Genomic DNA, 20,335 nt, shown 5'->3' with positions numbered 1-20,335 from the left:
TCGCATGAGAATCAAATCGGTAAAATTCAATTTTATTATGAACTTTTTCCTTACCGTGTCGCAGTTTCTGTTTCCTTTGATTACATTCCCATATGTGTCTCGCGTGCTAAAGCCTGCAGGGACAGGAAGCGTGGCTTTTGCTACCTCTGTAATTACTTACTTTACAATGTTTGCAATGCTGGGAGTGCCCACATATGGAATCCGGGCATGTGCCCGGGTAAGAGAAAATAGAGAGGAACTTTCAAAGACAGTGCAGGAGCTTCTGATTATTAATGTGGTAATGATGCTGTTTTGCTACGTTGTGTTTGGAGTATCCTTATTTTCTGTAGATAAGTTTCAGGAAAACAAGATGCTGCTTCTCATCAGCAGTACAGCAATGCTCCTGAATGTAATTGGTGTAAGCTGGCTGTACTCTGCACTGGAACAGTACACTTACATCACCACAGTGGCGATGGTGTTCAAGGTGATTTCGATTGCTCTGATGTTTGCCTTTGTGCATACAAAAGAAGACTACATTATTTATGGCGGAATCACAGTATTTGCAAATGCCGGTTCTTATGTACTGAACTTTATCCGCCTGCGAAAATTTATTTCGCTGAAGCCGGTTGGAAATTATGATTTTCGGCGGCACATAAAGCCTATATTTGTATTTTTTGCAATGTCTGTGGCAACTACAATTTATACAAACTTGGACACAGTGATGCTTGGATTCATGAAGACGGACACAGACGTGGGATACTTTAATGCAGCTGTGAAGGTGAAAAACATACTTGTCAGTTTGGTTACTTCACTTGGAACCGTATTGCTTCCAAGGCTTTCTTTTTATATAGAAAATGGTCAGACAAAAGAATTTAGAAGAATGATTGCAAAAGCAATTAATTTTGTATTGCTGATATCTTTCCCATTAACGATATACTTTACTTTTTACGCCCGAGAAAGTATACTGTTATTGTCAGGTCATGAATTCATGGGAGCGGTGATTCCCATGTGTGTAGTCACACCTACAATTATTATGATTGGACTTTCCAATGTATTGGGAATACAAGTACTTGTTCCCATTGGAAAAGAAAATAAAGTGCTGTTTTCCGTTATTATTGGAGCTGTAGTTGATTTACTTCTTAATTTGGTTTACATACCTAAATATGCGGCTACAGGTGCTGCAATCGGAACTTTGGCTGCAGAAGTTGTAGTGCTGATGATTCAGATTGCTTATCTAAAACAGATGCTATGGGGGATGAAGGGAGAAATTCACTGGAAACAGATTGGATTTGCCGTACTTATATCGACGGTTGTTATCTGGCTGGTCAGGCGTTATGTTATGATCAATTCAGTATTTTTTACATTGGTTGTGTCTGCTATTATTTACTTTGGAGCTTATGGGGCAGTGTTACTGGCAATGAAAGAACCATTTGTGTTGGATATAGTGGAACCAATCTTACGAAAGATAAGGAAATTGTAAGATACAAGGGAGGGAAGAGCATGTATCGAAACGTGCTAAGCAGTTGGATAAAGCATTTAGATTTCACGATATTGGATTGCATCTGTATAGAACTTGCTTTTGTAACTGCTTATTTTATTCGTTACGGTTCAGGAAATGATTATCAATTAGCATTATATAAAAGTTCAGCACTTATATTGGTGCTTCTTCATTTAATTGTCGTATTCTTTGGAGAAGGATATAAGGGGATCGTTCGAAGAGGAAATTTAGAAGAGGTAAGAGAAATAATAAAGCACGCGACTGTTGTAGTTGTGCTCCTAAGTGTCTATCTCTATTTATCACATCATGGTGAGGATTTTTCCAGAATAGTTTATGTTTTAACATGGGGGATAAGTATTGTTTTTTGTTATGTTACTAGGATACTTTGGAAAAAGTTTATTCGTTTAAGGGCCGCTTGGAGAAGTCAAAAAAAATCACTCATGATTGTAACAAAGGCTGAAGCAGCTATGGAAACAGTAAAAACTATCAAGAAAAATAATTTTGGAGATTATGTGGTTTCTGGTTTAGTATTAATTGACAATGAGACAGCAGATGCAGGAAAGTCTTTTAACGGGGTTCCAGTGGTTGCCAATGAGGATACAATGATAGAATATATGTGCCATAATTGGGTAGATGAAGTTTTCTTTGATGTTTCGCAAGTACAATATGATTGCACAGCGTTGATTGATAGTTGTGAGAAAATGGGTATTACAATACACCAAAAATTAGCTAAGGAAAGTGATCTATTCCGTCATAACCAAATGGTGGAGAGAATGGCTGGGTACACAGTACTGACAAGCAGCGTAAATATCGTAACCAATAAGGAAGTTTTCCTCAAAAGATTGTTAGATATTATCGGTGGTTTAGTTGGAGTCATTTTGACGGGGATTATTTCCAGCTTTGTTATGCCTGCAATATACATAAAATCCCCTGGCCCGGTACTCTTTTCTCAGTGGAGAGTTGGAAAGGGTGGAAAAAAATTCAAAATTTATAAGTTTCGCAGCATGTATTTAGATGCAGAAGAGCGAAAAAAGGAACTTATGGAGAGAAATAGTATAAAAGATGGGTTTATGTTTAAGATGGAAAATGACCCTAGAATTATTAAGGGAATTGGCCATTTTATCAGAGATACTTCACTAGATGAGTTCCCTCAATTCTTTAATGTATTGAGGGGGGATATGAGTCTGGTGGGAACACGGCCGCCTACAATTGATGAGTGGGATAAATATGAGTTATACCACAGAAAAAGACTTGCGATTAAACCCGGCCTTACTGGTATGTGGCAGATATGCGGACGCAGTAAAATTACTGACTTTGACGAGGTGGTCGGGCTTGACACAAAATATATTAAAGAGTGGAGTCTTGGACTTGATTTAAAAATTTTATTTAAGACGGTTGCAGTGGTACTTAAACGAGAAGGAGCCCAATAAATGATACAGAATATTGATAAGCGACAATTAAAAGGACTTTTAGACAATATATATCTTATAGTATTTGCTATAATGATTGGGCATTATTTTCTTCTCACTACCACATTTGAAATAGTATGGCCGCAATATTTCTATGCAAATCTAAGAACGTTTTTACTTGTTATTATTATTGCTAAAACGGCAGCAGAGGATAATATTAGCTATATAGATATTTTGCTAGGAGTCATAGCCGGAATTGTGTTTTTGGTGGCATGGAAACATAACGGGTATGAGGTTTTGAGTAATATTGTCCTACTAATTGTGGGATGCAGAGGGATACCCTTTCGGAAAATAGCAAAAACCTATTTTATTATCTGCAGTATTCTTTTAGTGATAACAATGATGTTTGCGCTAACAGGGAAAATAGAAAACTTCGTACTAAATCAAAATGGAAGAAGAACAAGAATCGCATTTGGAATTGTGTATCCGACAGATTTTTCCGCCCATGTTTTTTATTTAGTTCTCGCGTATTGTTACCTTAGAGAAGAAAAGATAAAATATTTGGAAATAGGAGTAATTACAGCACTAGGAATTTTTGTATATGCATTTTGTGATGCAAGATTAAATACTATTTGCATTCTATTAACAGCAGGGGTTATGGGATATAACAAAATCCGACATGACATGACAATAAAAAAGGGAAAAAGCTATAATATGAATGCTGTATTTTCAATACTTTTATGTTTGTCGACAATTCTTGCATCTATGGCAATGATTGGGTTGACCTTGCTATATTCTCAAAATCGCAAGTGGACCTTATTCTTAGACCATATATTAAATAACCGCTTAAAACTGGGAAAAAAAGGGATTGATGTGTACGGATTCTCTATATTTGGACAGCAAATAAATTTAATAGGAAGTGGGAATAGAAAGGCGACTCCTGCAAATTATTTCTTTCTTGATAGTTCATATTTGTTTGTGCCATTGTTGTATGGAATCCTTGTTTTGGGCGTTATATTATTACTTTTTTTAGTAATGAGTTTCCGCGCCAGAAAAGAAAAGGATTGGACGTTATTATGGCTAATTTGTATTATGTCCTTGCAGTGTGTTGTTGAACACCATATTGTGGATATCAGTTATAATATTTTACTGTGGGGGACTTTGGCAAGTCTTGAAAAGAATGTGCAGTGTAATCAAAAAACGCATTTGGTAGTAAGTTTTTTGAAGCCTAAATTTAAATTACATAAGCAAGGAATGCAATAAAGACAGAAAAAGGAAACACATATGAAGAAAATTAGGATATATAAATTATTTAAAAGGTATCCTATCTTGATTGGAATTGTGCTGATTGGGATACTGATAGGAGGATTGCTTGCCCAGAGATATTGGGCACAAAAGCAGGATACACAGTCGATAATTACTTCTGATGACCTTTCAAGAAAAGGGACAATAGAACAATTTCAAAATCCGGAGGAGTTGCTAGAGTATACTATTGCGGCCTTGAAAAATCAAGATTTGGATTTGGTATTAAGAGCATGTTCTATTGATGAAAATTTGCTGGGCAACCCATTTTATGCAATAGTGGATAAAGAACAAAAATTCGGATATGATATGTCGCTCCCTCCATCTGCAGACTATGAAGAATATCGTCCACTTAGTTCGGCAATGCTGGCAAAGTATTATACAGAGCAATATGATAACATTCAAAAACAATTCAAAAATAAAAGGGATGTAAAATTAATAAAGACGGGGGTTTTGTATCCAGACCTTCAGTTGAGTTCTGAGACCCTTTGTGAAACAGCTGAACTTTGCAGTTACTGGGGAGCTGACGCAGCGATTCAAATGGCAGCATTATTACAGACATCTCAGGAAGACTACATGATTAGTTTTACGGTCACTAAATATTATGGCTATTGGAAAATATTTGATTTTAGAGCAGAAATGGCAGAAATGGACAATGGCAAATTTATAAAGCCCATTAGTTTGGAAGAATACAATACAGCTGTTGATACAACAGATGTATTGAGTTTTATGAAAAAGTTGAATATCGAGATGGATGGCAGTGAAAATGTAGAAAATGAAACGCAAACAGTCAAGGACATCAAACACCCGGAAAAAGAAATTCTCCCACCAAATTATTTTATTGTGGGTGAGTCTTATGGAAAAAGCCAGAAGGATACAATCGAAAAATTTATTTTGGCATTGCAAAAAAAGAATCCAGTTGAAGCAATGAGTTATTGCAAGATTGGTGATTCAGATAAACAGCCGAAGACAGTAACTTCTGAAAGAATAGATACACAGGCTGATTATGCAAAGCAGATATCTCATCTTTATTATGGTTTGTTGGGTGAACCATATTTTTCTGGAGAGAGAACTTTAAAAAGATTGGATGAAACTGCTGAGAGTATTCTGCATAGATTAAATCCGCAACTTATTCCTTATATGGATATCAACACGCTTTTAAAAGTGGAAGATGACAAAGCTAGCGGAGAAGAGCAATATATAGCATTCTATGCTTTTAACGGGAATTGCTATATGAGTGGATATACACTGATGAAATCAGGAGAAAACTGGCAGATTACTTCATTGTCTTCAGTGGAGAATGATCTTGACGCAGGAGAGGTAAAGGAAATCTCATGGGATGAATATCAAAGTTGGATTGGCGAAAAGTGAACACAGCACAATTTTAATTAGTAAGGGGAAAATAAGAATGCAACATGTTTTTATTATAGGTTCAAAGGGAATACCAGGTTCTTATGGGGGATATGAAACCTTTGTAGATAAGCTTACAGAATACCATCAGGGGTACTCCAGATTGAAATATCATGTGGCCTGTAAAGGAGAAAAATCTGAGGAATTTGAATATCATAACGCCCGTTGCTTTAGGGTCAAAGTGCCAGATATAGGGCCAATTCAGGCAATTTATTATGATGTGGCTGCTTTAAAAAATTGCTGTGCGTATATTAAGCGCAATCATATAGAGCAACCGATTATTTACATATTGGCTTGCAGAATAGGGCCTTTTTTGGGATGTTTTCAGAAAAAAATTCATAAATTGGGAGGCAAGATTTTTGTGAATCCTGATGGACATGAGTGGGCAAGGGCTAAATGGTCGTGTCCAGTGCGGAAGTACTGGAAAATTTCAGAACAATTAATGGTAAAACATTCTGATTTAATTATTTGCGACAGTAAGAATATAGAAAAATATATTCAGGAGACATATAAGCAATATATTCCTTGTACGACCTTTATCGCGTATGGGGCAGAAACAAGGAAGAGCAGACTAACTGATGATGATCCTAAATTGCTTAACTGGTATAAGGAGAAAGGATTGTCAGCTAATTCATATTATCTAGTTGTTGGGAGATTTGTACCAGAAAATAATTTTGAGATAATGATCAGAGAGTTTATGAAAAGCAGTTCTAAGAGGCAGTTTGCTATTATTACAACTGTCAATGATGCATTCTTAGAAGAATTAGAAAAAAAGTTGCAACTTGGAAAGGATCCTAGAATTAAATTCGTTGGAACAGTATATGATCAGGAATTGTTAATGAAGATTAGGGAAAATGCTTATGGCTATTTCCATGGGCACGAGGTTGGGGGAACTAATCCTAGTCTTTTGGAAGCCTTGGGTAGTACGGATTTGAACTTACTTTTAGACGTTGGATTTAACCGGGAAGTGGGGGAGGATGGAGCCCTCTATTGGGGAAAAGGCGAGGGCGAATTGGCGACACTTATTGAAAAAGCAGATACGTTCTCTTTAGAATCAATCAAAGAATTGGGAATAAAAGCAAAAAAGCGTATTGCTAATGAATATAGTTGGAAATATATATCTGATTTATATGAAGAGGTATTTTTAGGCTGAGATGGGGGATTTTAGGTGGATAAGAAGATAGAAATTATTCAATTGAAGGGAAATGAATTGAAGCGTTATCAAGAATGTGTTCTTGATATAGCAAAAGATTTAGTTAGAGTTTGTGAATCAGAGGGCATTGAGTATTCTTTGAGTGGAGGCAGTATTTTAGGAGCCGTTCGGCATAAAGGTTTTATTCCTTGGGATGATGATATTGATATTAACATTCCCCGTGCGTCATATAGCAAGTTGTTGTCTGTGTTTGAAGAAAAAATGGGAGAAAAATATTATATTCAAACCCCTAAAAAATTCCCGCAGATTGGAATACTTGTAACACAAATCCGTAAGAAAAATACAATTGCAAGAAGAAAATATGACTGGAATCTGGAACAATGTGGTGTTTCCATAGACATTTATATTATTGAGAATGTTTTTAATAATCCAGTGAAACGGTTTTTTCAAAAAAATATTAGCATGGGCCTTTCTTTTGCAGTTTCAGCTATCAGAGCATGTAATAATTGTGGTTTACCAAAAGAATTGATTAATCTGGAAGGACGTGTACTAAACTATACTAAAAGCAAACTGATAATTGGTAAACTTCTTAAGGTAATTTCATTAAAAAAATGGATCGAATGGTGTGACTTCTGGTACTCATGCTGTAAAGATAATAATTCCAAGATGGTTAGTATCCCCACAGGACGGAAACATTTTTCGGGCGAGATGTATCTGAGGAGTGAAATGTGTATATTTAGAAAAGAGAAATTTGAAACCGAAAATTTTAACGTTCCAATTTATGCAGAAAAGTATTTAGAATTCTTTTATGGAAACTATATGGAATTGCCACCGGTGGGAAAAAGAGAGCGTCATTTATTTTTAGAATTAAGATTCTGAATCAAAGGAGAAAGGGAATGAACGTAGCATTATTAACTGCAGCAGGCAGTGGCACACGAATGAATCAAGATATTCCAAAGCAATTTATTCATGTAGAAGACAAACCGATAATTATTCATACAATGGAGGCATTTCAAAAACATCCTAGTGTTGATGCTATAATTGTAGTAACTATAGATGCGTGGTGTGAAGTATTGTGGGCTTACGCAAAACAATTTAATATTACAAAATTAAAATGGGTGACTACGGGGGGAGATACAAGTCAGAAGTCGATCTATAATGGTTTGATAGAGTTGCGGAAACATTTAAATAGTAATGACGTAGTGATGGTACATGATGGGAACAGGCCTCTTGTTACGAGTGAGGTTATTTCTGACAGCATGGCTACATTTTCTCAATATGGCAGTGCGGTAGCTGTTATTCCGTGTACAGAAGTTGTTTTTGAGAGTGATGATGGAAAATCCTCCTGCACTTCGACAGAGCGTGAAAAGCTGTTTCGTACGCAGACGCCCCATACGTACACCTTTGGGGATTTAATGTCCGCTCATGAGCAGGCAAAAGAGAAGGGAATTGTAAATACAGCTGCATCATGTATGCTGATGAAGGAACTTGGAAAAACAACCTATTTTTCCAAAGGCTCCGAAGAAAATTTGAAAATCACTACTTTGGAAGATCTACGGATTTTCAAGGCATTATTACATACTCAGCAGGATAAGTGGCTTAAAGAATAGGAGGCAGTATCTATATGCTTATGTATACAAAAGAATATATGTCTGATTTAACCGAAATTCAAAATGTAATAACTAACTTGGATAGGCTAAGGAATGCGAAGGTTCTAATTACAGGTGCAGGGGGGTTAATTGGATCCGCACTTGTAGACTTTTTGCAAAATCTGAATAGGCAAAAACATCTTAACATATATATTTATGCTGCCGCCCGCGATTACAAAAAGATAGAACGCCGATTTGGAACAATGATGAACGAAACGGGTTTCTTTTTTTTGAAGTACGATGCATTACAGACACTGAATGCAGAGGTACATTTCGACTATATTATTCATGCTGCCAGTAATGCCTATCCAAGCAGTTATATGAAACAGCCAGTTGAAACAATGCTTGCCAATATTATGGGGCTAAAAACACTATTAGATTATGGCAATTTAGCGGGAACTAAAAGAATTGTATATATTTCTTCAAGTGAAGTATATGGCAAAAAAGATGATGGAAGATCATATAGTGAAAATGATTACAGCTTTTTGGATATATTGAATCCAAGGGCCTGCTATCCATCTTCAAAACGAGCTGCTGAAACGCTTTGCTCTGCTTATCAACAGGAGTTTGGGGTAGATTACGTCATCGTTCGTCCAGGACATGTTTATGGGCCAACAATGACGGACTTTGACAATCGTGCTTCGTCACAATTTCCGCGTGATGTTCTAAATGGAAAAGATATTGTGATGAAAAGCATGGGAACCCAAGTGAGATCATATTGTTATGTCCTGGATTGTGTCTCTGCAATTATTTTCGTTATGCTCAATGGGATATTAGGTAATGCATATAACATATCTAATAAGCACTCTATTGTAACAATTCGAGAAATGGCAGAATGCTTTGCAAAAGCAGGAGGAAGAAAGGTGATTTTTGAGGAGCCATCCAGAACGGAACAGTCGAGTTATAATTTTATGGACAATTCCAGTTTATCATCAGAAAAAATAGAAGCCTTAGGATGGAAGGCACTTTTTGATCTGAACAAAGGTGTTAGACAAACACTTATGTGTTGTGTGGTGTGAAATTGAATCATGTGCCAAGGAGGAAAGAGATTGAATGAAAATGTTTTGATAATGATGGCTACATACGATGGAGAAAAATACATAGGGGAACAAATAGAAAGCATTTTGGCTCAAGACTATTCTAACTGGCATTTGATAATTCAGGATGATGGATCAAATGACAGAACTGGGGAAATTATAACGAAGTATTGTGATCTTGATGATAGAATAGAATTTTGTATAAATAATGCCGAAGTGCATGGTGCATATATCAATTTTCATGGACTGGCAAATCAGTGTAAAAATGGAAAAGAGTATGACTATTATATGTTTGCAGATCAAGATGATATTTGGCTGCAAAACAAATTAAGTAAGCTAATCAATTATATGAATATAAATTCTAAAACAGAAGTAGCTACATTATGTTATGGGGATATGGAAGTAATTAATGACAATGGTGAGTGTACAGCAACTAGTATTGATCAGATCTTAGGGTTAAAATACTATAATCCTTACAGCGTTTTTTTCTCCCACAATGTTTTTGGCTGTAATATTATTATGAATAAGAAATTATTCCTGATGGTGCCTATTGTGGATATAACCAAGGATAGTACAAAGATTTTGTCACATGATAATTTATATACAAAATATTCCGCAACATTTGGGCAGGTTCTATATTTACCAGAGCGACTTATGCAGTATCGGAGACACTCCGCAAATGTTACGTCTAAGCAGAGTTATATTTTTAGCGTTCAAAGGATTATAAAGAGATTTTTAAAGCTTAATGATTTAGCAAAAGATCATGCCCTTACTTATAATCAGAGTCTTATAGCCATTCAAATGATGAAAGACCAGGCAAGTGTTGAAGAATGGAAATTTTTACAGGGTATCCAAAATGCTATAAACCATGGGGGAATTATATATTTAAATTACTCCATGGCATACAGAATTACATGGGGAAAAAAGGTGAAAACATTGAGCAGAACTCTAATTTTATTGACTGGATTATATAAAAAATATCTGTTGGTCAATAATAAATAATTAAATATGAAGATAAGGGTGAAAAGGAGTAGTAAAGTGAAAAAGATAGGAGTTGTAGTAGTTACTTTTAATCGTCTTGAGTGTTTAAAAGAGAATATAAGAGCATTAACACACCTGCAGATTCCGAAGAATACAGAGATTCTCTTTTTTATAATAAATAATGCGTCAACTGATGGAACAACAGAATGGCTTATGTCTTTAGGTGACAAACGATTAAGAATAATAACGCTTGGCGAAAATACAGGGGGGTCAGGTGGATTCTATACAGGTGTTAAAGCTTGCACGGAAGCAGGAATGGACTACATATGGGGTATGGATGATGACGCGTATCCACAACAGAATGCTCTTGTAAACATTTATGAGCAATTAAATTGTTTGGGTGAAGAAGCTTGTTATTGGTCAAATTGCAATCAGGATAATGAATTTAGTGAACCATGTAAAAAAGTTGATTCATGGATGTTTGTAGGTTTCTTTATTCCAGTTGCTATTGTAAAAAAAATTGGGTTTCCTCGGAATGATTTTTTTATTTTTTATGATGATCTTGAATATAGTGACCGTATTCAAAAATATGGCTATAGTATTTATAAAGTGCGAGATTCTGTTATAATTCATAAAGATGCATATTTTTATAAATATAAAGGATATATTGGGAGTAGACAAATAGAACTTCCTAAATTTAGTGATTGGAAAATGTATTATTATATTAGGAATAAGTTACTGCGGTATTCTAAAACAGAAGGACAATTTTGGGAGAATGTTTTTGTGAACATTCCTAAGATGATTTTAAAAGTTATGGTGTTAAATCCAAAACAAACCAAAATAGTTTTTAGAGCATTTTGGCATGGGTTAATTAGAAAAAAAGGAAAAGTAGTCTCGCCATAGATTATGTATTGTTCTTTCATTAACTATTTGGATCCATTTGATGTTGAAATGAGACTGGATCATGCGTGAGAAATATCAGAAAAGCAATCCAAATGTTTTATTTCAAGGACTAAAAAGGGGGCACTACATTTAGAGAGGCATTAAAGATTGGACAGCAAGGCTAATTATCTTTATGTGGCACTTGAATATACAATACGAAAGGTAATAAATAATGCGAAAACAAAAATCACTTAAATTAAATTTTATAATGAATGCAATTCTTACGATGTCTGCATTCATTTTCCCCCTAATTACATTCCCATATGTTTCTAGGATTTTATTGCCTGTCGGTATTGGTAAAGTTTCTTTTGCAACTTCTGTAATTTCATATTTTGCTTTATTTGCTCAATTGGGTATACCAACTTATGGTATTCGAGCTTGTGCACAAGTAAGGGATGACAGAGAAAAGTTAACGCGGACAGTTCAGGAAATATTTATTATAAATATTGTTATGAGTATATTTACTTACATTTTTTTTGCTATAGCTTTGTTTATAGTACCGCGTTTACAGCAGGACAAGATCTTATTTGTTATTGTCAGTCTAACAATTTTTTTGAATACGGTTGGATTTGAGTGGCTATATAAAGCACTGGAGCAATATACCTATATTACAATTCGTTCTATTATTTTTAAGTTTGTAGCCTTACTGGCGATGTTTGTTTTGGTTCATAAAAAGAGTGATTATATAATATATGGAGGTATTTCAATATTTGCTGCCTCGGCTTCCAATATACTTAATGCTATTAACATTCATAAGTATATAGATATAAAGCCCGTGGGAAATTATAATATAAAGCGTCATTTGAAACCAGTAATCGTATTTTTTGCTATGGCCTGTGCTACAACGATATATACACAGTTGGACACTGTGATGCTGGGATTTATGACAACAGATACAGATGTTGGTTACTATAATGCAGCAGTGAAAATAAAGATTATTTTGGTAAGTATCGTTACTTCTTTAGGAACAGTTTTGTTACCTCGTGCGTCTTACTATGTAGATAATGGATTCAAAGAGGAATTTTTGCGTATCTCTCAAAAAGCCATTAATTTTGTAATGATTGTGGCAACCCCATTATTGGTTTATTTTACTTTTTTTGCGAGAGAAGGGATTATTTTTCTTTCTGGGAATGCTTTTGTAGGAGCAATCATTCCAATGCAGATAATTATGCCGACATTACTTCTTATTGGTTTGACCAACATTATGGGGATACAAATGCTAGTGCCCTTGGGAAAGGAAAACATGGTCCTTTATTCAGAAATCGCTGGTGCAGTAACAAATCTTATATTAAACACTCTGTTGATTCCGAGAATGGCAGCCTCAGGTGCTGCAATTGGGACATTAGTGGCAGAAGTAGTTGTATGGCTGGTACAATATGGCGGATTACGTAATACTGTTTTGACGGCCTATAAGAGGGTACATTACGGTTTCATTTTATTGGCATTAGTCTTGGCAAGTGCAGCTTCAGTTTGGGTCAAGACATTGTCATTTAATACACTTAGACCATCTATTGCAGCATTTGTTGTGCTAGTGATTTCAGCGGTATTGTTTTTTGGAATTTATCTACTAACTTTGACACTTGCAAAGGAGTCGTTGGTGTTAGATATTGAAAAACAAGTAATTGGAAAAGTAGTATCTAAAATTAGAAAAAGATAGGAGTATCATTTAACCGTAATACTGCCAGAGCTGGATTGAAGCCCTGTTCTTTTATTGCGACAACACCAAATATCCTCTCGATGGTTTCTCCTGTATATTTACCGTTGGATGCTGCCCATTTTTGAATATGCTCCACATTCCACGGAGTGAATTTCTACCCATGCACCACACATGCTTCATTTTTTAAATGCCCAGAACTTGCTGAAAATATAGTTCAATATTAAGACAATAATCTGATCCAGCAGTTTTACTATTTTATCATCAAACAGGAGAACATGTACTCCCACATACATCAGAACAATCTCAATAATCAGAGACAGCCCCCTGCCCGCGGTAAAGTTTCCCAATTCTTTAATAGTATGGCTTAAGTTGACATATGAAGATTTGAAAACAAAACGTTTGTTTGTGATGTACGCGAACAGTACAGCCAGCACCCAACTGGCAATATTGGCGGTCTGATAATAGAAGTGAAGGATTTCTGTCATTATGTAATAGGAACTAAGGGATACAACTGTAGTACATCCCCCAATTATAATATAGCGGGTAATTTCTTCATATTTTTTCAATAATTTTATCATTCTTACAATCTCTCTTGTTCTGTGTTGAATGTAATATGGTGATTATATTTTTGAGTCTACTGTTGTTACACCTGAAGTTTCCGATATAATAAACTTTGGCCTATGCTTAATTTCCTCATACATTTTTGCAAGATAATAACCTATGAGTCCAAGACTGATCATAATTATGCTTCCGATAAATAGAATGAGCACAATAACCGTAGTAAAACCTTCCACAGCTGTACCACTGAGATATTTCGCAATGGTCTGTATTCCCAGTATGATACCTACCAGCAAAACAAACATTCCACTAAATGTGACAAACTGCAGCGGGAAGGCTGTGAACAATGAAATATTCGTAAAAGCATACTTAATCAAAGACATCAGAGACCATTTTGATTCTCCTTCTTTCCTTTCCTGTACGTCAAATTCAACTGCTGTGGCCCTATACCCTGTCCAGGAAGCTAACGCCCTAAAAAATGTATTTCTTTCCGGCATTTTCAGCAAGGTATCTACCACCTTTTTGTCCATCATTTTAAAATCCGATGCATTTTTCATGTCAACACCTGTCGCTTTTGACATAATCCGATAGAAAGTTCCTGCACTGACTTTATACAATACTCCTTCCTTTCCCCGGTCTGCCTTCACCCCATCTATGACCTCGTACCCCTGCTTCCACAATCTGTACATCTGTACCAATGTCTCCGGCGGATGCTGCAGATCACAGTCCATTACTGCTACCACATTTCCTAAAGCCTGCGACAGTCCTGCAAAGATAGCCGCTTCTTTTCCAAAATTGCGTGAAAAATGAATTCCAGTTATTCCTGGATATGTTTCACTTGCAGTTCGAATAGCCGCCCATGTGTCGTCTTTGGAGCCATCATCCACAAAAATAAGCTCATACTCAATTCCCGCTTTTTCCAGCACCTCTGCAAGTTTTGCTCTTGTTTTACATATCATTTTACTCTCGTTATATGCCGGCAAAACGATGGATAATTTATCCTTCACCGTATTGTCCCCCTATCCTCTTTCTGTTATTTATACATATTCTGTGTTGCAAGAAACTATAGCGTACTATGTAAATCCTAAGTATTATACTACCATGCACCTGCTATGGCAAATGAATTTTCTATTTAAAGATTGAAAAGCCGCTTTGCCTGGGGTATTATGTAATTTAAAGTGCTTATAAAAGAAAATCTAAGATAAACGAATTGGAGAACAAAATGAAAACAATCGAGAAACACGGAAAAAGGAACATATATATACAACTAAAAGCTTTTGCACCATTTTTCATTCTTCTGTTTTTGAATCTGCTTTTTTATGGCAACTTTTTATTGAAGCATTATGCTGCCGATACATACTTTTCAAAGGCTGCAGGGTGGAAAGCAACTGCTGAAAATTATTTTTCAGGGGGCCGTTGGCTGATGTATTCGTTTTGCCATCTCTGTGATATCCTCCATATTAGTTTTCAAATGGAGCTATTTTTATCTTGGCTGATAGCAATTATATCGGTTTCTTTATCATCTCTTCTGATTTATCATTTGCTGAAAGATAGAATAGAAAAAGACACAAACATTGTGAAGAACGGGTGGGTCCTCCTGGTTTCTTTTATGCTGATTTCCAATGTATTTTTACTAGAATATTTTATCTTTGCAGAATACAGCGGGATGATGTGTCTGGGAATTCTCTTTGATGTACTAGGGGCAAGTTTTATACTAAAATGTCTGGAGCAAAAGAAACTTTCCTGCTATATTCTGGGAATTTTATTTGCCATATTGGGTATTAACGGTCATCAGGGTAATTTCGCAATCCTGGTATTAATTTGTGTACTCTGTGCAGCAGATACATTTCACAGTGTAAAAACATTTATTCGGAATAATCTGATCATAGGCAGTGCATATTTGATACCGGCTTTCGTAAACATGCTGGAAGTACACATTGGGGGCAACGCCCGGACCGCAGGAAAAAATCTGAATCTTGCCGCTTCTTTTTGGAAAGCTACAGAAGGTCTTATAAATTTATTGAAAACAACTGCAAATTTTATGCCTCATAAAGCTTACGCCATATGCGTTGGAATATTGGGGGCATTTTTTCTGTATCAGATTTTCCGCAAGAAGGCCTGGAACATGCTGCTCCAGGGGGTATACTGGCTTGCCATAGCTGTTCTTGGCATCTATGCGCCCTTGCTGGCCACAGATGTGAACTATATTGATGTTGTGCCAAGAACTGTATATATCATGGGTGGAGCGGTCGCGGTGCTGCTTGTAGGACTGCTGTATATGGATGTCACACCCAGGACAAATATTCTACTCCCATTGTTTGTCCTGGCATTTCTCTTAATACAGTACCGGGGAGTTTTGAAAATATCTACATCCACCTACTATGCAAATGCCATTGACCGCTATGAGGCACAGTATATCGGAACATATCTGCGGGAATACGAAGAAACACATAATGTCAGAGTGACAAAAATAGCATTCTACGCAGATGAACAGCTCAGTGGCTTTGCCGCCGGCCTTCAAGCCGGATACGGACCTGTCAACGAGAGGATCATGTCAAATTACTGGGCTGTTTCCGTGGCACTAAAAGCGCTGGATGGGTATGAGACACAGATGGTCGAATCCTCCGAAGAAATATACACACAATACTTCAAAGGAAAAAACTGGTCACAGATGAACGATGAAGAATTCGTGGTTGTGGGAGATACATTGCATTTTTGTGCTTATTAGGGGAACGGTGTAAATATGTTTTAAATTTCTATTATATATCAACAATATATTGTCGATAGTAAAACGACAAGAAGTAGTGCAATTTTTTGTTTATAAACATTTATAAATGCAGTCAAAAACTGACTATGAGGATACAATTATGGCTATGTATGTATTTGAAGACGAAAAAAGAACGAAGAAATTGAAGGTAAAGGACGCTATAAAAAGAGATAAAGGAATTAGATATTTTTGCCCAAATCCTCGTTGCAATGCGAGAATGTTTCTGTGGAATGTGGAGGGAGAGAAAAAATCATATTTTCGTGCTTCCAGTAATCCCAAACATACTGATCACTGTCCATACGGTTCGGATAATAGCTATAATCCTAATAATATTACAGAAGAAGGATTTGTTTCAGATGATGTCATTGAAAGAATGATGCTGGAAAGAGAGAAACAACAAAAACATGACAATGAAACAAATAATCAGGGCAATGGCATTCAAGGAGAAACTTTTCCACATACTATCCAACAAGTTTATGATATGTGTAAAGCTTATCCATGTAATAATGAGTTTAACGGTCAGACAATAGGACAGATACTTATTGACGATAGGAGTATTTACATGTATCCTAAAGGGGTTTTTGGCTATAGATTAATAGAGGCAAGAAGCAGAAAGCTCTTATATAAAGACACCAGTATTTTTCTTGAAACACCTATTGGAGATATGAGGTATCAATTAGAGTTAAAATATAAGAAGCCGCAACTATTTAAAGAAATCAGAGAGTTACTGTATAATAATAGAAATCATGTTATTGTAGTGGCCGGTAAATGGGAAAGCTCGGGAAAATTTAATTGTTTTGCAACTAAGTTTAATAGTAAAAAGCAGATTAAAGTGTTAAAGCGAGTAATATAGAGCTGGAGTTTAATGGGAATGAAATACTCACAGATGCAGGAAAGATTAGTGCCGAGCAGGCAAAGCTCCATGCAGAAACGGAATTTGAAAAATACCGTATCTACAGGACAGAAGGTTTATGTCCGATTATGATAAATTCTTGCTGGAGTTAGAGGCACAGGCTAAGGAATAAGGTGAGGAATTTCCTTTCCATTATTGAAACAAAAGCATGGGAATGGGGCAGTTGTTATTTGATATATAGAAACTTATTAAAAGAGATTGATGAGACTTCTGTAAGAAAAAAATTTTATAAGGATCGGATGTGAATATAGATGGATAACTATGGTGAAATCCTAATTTATCAGTCGGATGATGGATTAACAAATATCGAGGTCAAAGTTCAAGATGAAACTGTATGGCTGACACAGCAGCAAATGGCTGATTTATTTCAGACCTCGCGCACAAATGTGGTAGAACATATTAAACATATATATGAAGAGGATGAACTTGATGAGAATTCAACCTGTCGGAATTTCCGACAGGTTCGAAAAGAAGGAAATCGTGAGGTGGCGCGAGAAATACCGTTTTATAATCTTGATATGATTATTTCCCTTGGGTATAGGGTAAAGTCTGTCATTGCGACTAATTTCAGACGTTGGGCAACGGAGCGTTTAAAAGAATATTGGTATTGCAAAAAATTATCTACAGGAAGATGAATTGAAAGTATTGAACAATCTTGTGTCTGGTTATTTTGATTTGGCGGAAATCAATGCAATTGAACATAAGCCTATGTACATGGATGATTATGTTAAACAATTGGATATGGTTTTATCTTCGGGAAATCGAAAATTATTGATGGGTGCGGGGTCTGTAAGCCATAGGCAAGCAATTGATAAAGCAAGATCTGAGTATCGAAAGTATCAGGAAATCACATTGACCCCAGTTGAGCAGGCCTATTTAGAAAGCCTCAAGGAAGTGTCTAAAGAAGTAAAGAAGAAAAAATAGTGTGTATATTATCATAAACATTTCAGTCCCCACGGAATACAGGGCATTCTTTTTATGATTGGATTGCTTCTATGCAGAGCCCTCTTTTCACAGGTTTCATTATAAAATGGAATTTGTCAAAGGAGGGCTAAGAAATGCCAGAGAAAAAATGTGGTGCAAAGCATTTGTGGGGAATGTACTGGAATCTATGATAGCAGTGCCAATTTTAAAGCATCATGTACCATTCTTTCGTATGCCATAAACGAAAGGTGATGAAAAAGGAAGTGAATTAAGACCGGGCTGCGAGAGGTTTATGAATTACTGAAAGTCTGCCATGACAGAGAACGGCTAAATAAAGTTTTAAAAGAAAACAAAGATCATTACAGTCATTTATCCAGAGAGCGAAGTGAACTTGTCTCTGTATTTTTGGATATTCCGGTGCTGAGAGAAAACCAAAAACAAAATGAAGATGAGAAAGGAGCGGTCAATATGTGTACAGCAATTGAAGAAATGGTGTAAATGACAAGCACTTTCCAGCATGCATTAAAAAAGCAAGAAAATATTGAAGTAATGAATGAAGCAGTAGAATTTGATGTAATGATGAAAATTATGGATGGTACATATGGTAGAGCCGCCAACCAAGAGATGACGAAAGCAAAAAACACGAAACTAATCACAACAGCATAACTGGCAGAGCCGTAGAAGATATATTTGCTGATTTTTAGTTCTCTGAGGACGGAACAAAAGTAATAAGCTATCCGATGGGTCATGCCCCAGAAAAGACAACGCATTACCCCAAAACAGGGATGTGACGGGTGCTTTTTGCCAAAGAATACTGTGAACACTATCCCCACAAAGAAAGTTGGAAGGGAAAACCTCAGAAGAAGAACTATGCGGTTCATGTATCAGCAAACATGTCTGAAAGAGCAAGATATGTCAGGAAGCTATCTATAGAAGCGTTCACCAGCATGATTCAGCTCTGGGGGAGTACAATTTACTGCCTCTCGAGGGTTTCTTTTGTTTTTAGTTCATGTGTGTCTACCCAGTGTCAGGCACCATTAAATTTTTATAAATTTCAATTGTTTTGTTCTTTGTTTAGATATTCTGTTATTGTGGAAATTGTTGTTTCTGCAATAGCAATTTGTTCAGCGGCCTCATCAGCAGAAGCAATGTAAAAGTCATCGTAATCCGATTTCTCACGCTTTTGCTGAAGGCGTCCTAATCCTTTTCCAATCTCTCTTGGAAAGATATCTGTTGCGACAAAGTTCTTGTTAAAAAAAGATATTACATCTTTGTGTCTTTTAAAATCAACAACACCTAGTGCCAGAATAGATTTAACCGCATAAAACGCAGCATAATAGGAACGATTGATGGAGTCCTTATAGTGCTTATTTTGATAGCATTCTTTGGCCACGACTAATGTTTCATTTGCCTGCCCAATTCGATATTTGCACAAATCCTGCTTACGCTCATCCACTGATTACGACCCCCTCTTTCTGGACATTATCATAGAAGGGCAATGCACCAAGCCAATATTGGAATTGCTTTTCATTTTTTACAATTACACTAATATCCACAAGGTAGTCCATCTGAAAATCAAATGCAATATCATAGATGGTGTTTTCGACCTTACGTATCTCATCATCTGACAGTGTTGTGAGAATCATGATATCAATATCAGAATTTTCACTATAGTCGCCTCTCGCATAGGAGCCATAGACAATTACTTTTTTTAAGGAGTCTCCAATGATTTTACGGACTTCCTTGCTGAATTTTATTAAGATATCATGTACGTGTTCCATAGAACCAGCCCCTTTCGTATGGATATGAATTATATTATCTATATTATACCCATAATATAGATTTTTTGCAATTCCAATCCACTGTGTTTTCTTGCCATATGCAGACATTTCTTTTTCGGAAGAAACCGCATGAGGGGAAGCTCCTGAGTTTTGAAGTTCACAAAGATTGATTTATAAAAGTTTTTTGATTTGACATATATGTTGAATACAACATATAATGAATATATAGAAGGTACCGAGATGTGAAATAAAGCTTGCGAAAAAGTACAGGCTCGATTATGTGTTGTCCGGCAAATTAGAAGCACCTATTCCATGCAGTTTGTTTTATCCTAAAAAGCTTGCTGAACAGTTGTTTTAGTCACTTTATCAGCTACT

18 protein-coding genes and 2 pseudogenes are annotated in these 20,335 nt (G+C 36.1%); 16 read left to right on the top strand and 4 right to left on the bottom strand.

Annotation, left to right across the window (positions count from 1 at the left end; genetic code table 11):
- The first annotated feature begins 4 nt into the window (after positions 1-4).
- From EDD59_RS13650 to EDD59_RS13600, 11 genes are all read left to right on the top strand, one after another.
- On the top strand, positions 5-1,459 hold the full coding sequence (locus tag EDD59_RS13650) for a flippase (protein WP_132382823.1): 1,455 nt from the start codon (positions 5-7) through the stop codon (positions 1,457-1,459).
- A gap of 20 nt (positions 1,460-1,479) precedes the next feature.
- Positions 1,480-2,907, top strand: coding sequence for a sugar transferase (locus tag EDD59_RS13645; protein ID WP_132382821.1), 1,428 nt, complete (start codon positions 1,480-1,482; stop codon positions 2,905-2,907).
- Complete coding sequence (locus tag EDD59_RS13640) at positions 2,908-4,149, top strand: hypothetical protein (RefSeq protein ID WP_132382819.1); 1,242 nt, start codon at positions 2,908-2,910, stop codon at positions 4,147-4,149.
- A gap of 21 nt (positions 4,150-4,170) precedes the next feature.
- A complete protein-coding gene (locus EDD59_RS13635; RefSeq protein WP_132382817.1) occupies positions 4,171-5,559 on the top strand; it encodes a hypothetical protein in 1,389 nt (462 codons plus the stop codon).
- Positions 5,528-6,751: a beta 1-4 rhamnosyltransferase Cps2T gene (gene cps2T / locus EDD59_RS13630; RefSeq protein ID WP_330572144.1), complete on the top strand. Its 1,224-nt coding sequence runs from the start codon at positions 5,528-5,530 to the stop codon at positions 6,749-6,751. Before EDD59_RS13635 ends, cps2T begins: the two co-directional genes overlap by 32 nt.
- Positions 6,752-6,766: 15 nt before the next feature.
- The gene (locus tag EDD59_RS13625) at positions 6,767-7,630 is read left to right on the top strand and encodes a LicD family protein (RefSeq protein WP_132382815.1); all 864 of its coding nucleotides are present in this window, start codon (positions 6,767-6,769) and stop codon (positions 7,628-7,630) included.
- Between the two features lie 17 nt (positions 7,631-7,647).
- Entirely contained in the window at positions 7,648-8,361 is a 714-nt protein-coding gene (locus EDD59_RS13620) for an IspD/TarI family cytidylyltransferase (protein ID WP_132382812.1), read from the top strand.
- 14 nt (positions 8,362-8,375) lie between these two features.
- Complete coding sequence (locus tag EDD59_RS13615) at positions 8,376-9,419, top strand: NAD-dependent epimerase/dehydratase family protein (protein ID WP_132382810.1); 1,044 nt, start codon at positions 8,376-8,378, stop codon at positions 9,417-9,419.
- A 30-nt stretch (positions 9,420-9,449) separates the two neighbouring features.
- Positions 9,450-10,439, top strand: coding sequence for a glycosyltransferase (locus EDD59_RS13610; protein ID WP_165920946.1), 990 nt, complete (start codon positions 9,450-9,452; stop codon positions 10,437-10,439).
- A 36-nt stretch (positions 10,440-10,475) separates the two neighbouring features.
- Entirely contained in the window at positions 10,476-11,321 is an 846-nt protein-coding gene (locus EDD59_RS13605) for a glycosyltransferase (RefSeq protein ID WP_165920945.1), read from the top strand.
- A 211-nt stretch (positions 11,322-11,532) separates the two neighbouring features.
- Positions 11,533-13,017, top strand: coding sequence for a flippase (locus tag EDD59_RS13600; protein WP_132382804.1), 1,485 nt, complete (start codon positions 11,533-11,535; stop codon positions 13,015-13,017).
- Positions 13,018-13,193: 176 nt separating this feature from the next.
- Here EDD59_RS13600 and EDD59_RS13595 read toward each other — a convergent pair whose 3' ends face one another.
- A complete protein-coding gene (locus EDD59_RS13595; RefSeq protein WP_132382802.1) occupies positions 13,194-13,595 on the bottom strand; it encodes a GtrA family protein in 402 nt (133 codons plus the stop codon).
- A 42-nt stretch (positions 13,596-13,637) separates the two neighbouring features.
- A complete protein-coding gene (locus tag EDD59_RS13590; RefSeq protein WP_132382800.1) occupies positions 13,638-14,582 on the bottom strand; it encodes a glycosyltransferase family 2 protein in 945 nt (314 codons plus the stop codon).
- Positions 14,583-14,797: 215 nt separating this feature from the next.
- On the opposite strand from EDD59_RS13590, the gene EDD59_RS13585 reads away from it, so the two are divergent.
- From EDD59_RS13585 to EDD59_RS18310, 5 genes and pseudogenes are all read left to right on the top strand, one after another.
- Positions 14,798-16,303 carry a glucosyltransferase domain-containing protein gene (locus EDD59_RS13585; protein WP_132382798.1) on the top strand — a complete coding sequence of 502 codons (1,506 nt, stop codon included), beginning with the start codon at positions 14,798-14,800 and terminating at the stop codon, positions 16,301-16,303.
- A gap of 139 nt (positions 16,304-16,442) precedes the next feature.
- Positions 16,443-17,195 carry a hypothetical protein gene (locus EDD59_RS13580; protein WP_132382796.1) on the top strand — a complete coding sequence of 251 codons (753 nt, stop codon included), beginning with the start codon at positions 16,443-16,445 and terminating at the stop codon, positions 17,193-17,195.
- Between the two features lie 2 nt (positions 17,196-17,197).
- Positions 17,198-17,367: pseudogene (locus EDD59_RS18720) on the top strand (RhuM family protein); the annotation flags it as partial.
- A gap of 139 nt (positions 17,368-17,506) precedes the next feature.
- Positions 17,507-18,179: pseudogene (locus tag EDD59_RS18605) on the top strand (virulence RhuM family protein).
- Between the two features lie 106 nt (positions 18,180-18,285).
- Positions 18,286-18,420 carry a hypothetical protein gene (locus EDD59_RS18310; protein ID WP_279233365.1) on the top strand — a complete coding sequence of 45 codons (135 nt, stop codon included), beginning with the start codon at positions 18,286-18,288 and terminating at the stop codon, positions 18,418-18,420.
- A gap of 813 nt (positions 18,421-19,233) precedes the next feature.
- On the opposite strand, the gene EDD59_RS13565 is transcribed toward EDD59_RS18310, so the two are convergent.
- Together EDD59_RS13565 and EDD59_RS13560 are read right to left on the bottom strand one after the other, a co-directional pair.
- A complete protein-coding gene (locus EDD59_RS13565; protein WP_132382794.1) occupies positions 19,234-19,635 on the bottom strand; it encodes a HEPN domain-containing protein in 402 nt (133 codons plus the stop codon).
- Complete coding sequence (locus EDD59_RS13560) at positions 19,628-19,960, bottom strand: nucleotidyltransferase domain-containing protein (RefSeq protein WP_132382792.1); 333 nt, start codon at positions 19,958-19,960, stop codon at positions 19,628-19,630. The genes EDD59_RS13565 and EDD59_RS13560 overlap by 8 nt, the downstream gene beginning before the upstream one ends.
- Between the last annotated feature and the right edge of the window lie 375 nt (positions 19,961-20,335).

Origin of the sequence: Muricomes intestini (assembly GCF_004346165.1) — a bacterium.
Classification (GTDB): Bacteria; Bacillota; Clostridia; order Lachnospirales; family Lachnospiraceae; genus Muricomes; species Muricomes intestini.
This window is presented reverse-complemented; position numbering and strand designations above follow the sequence as displayed.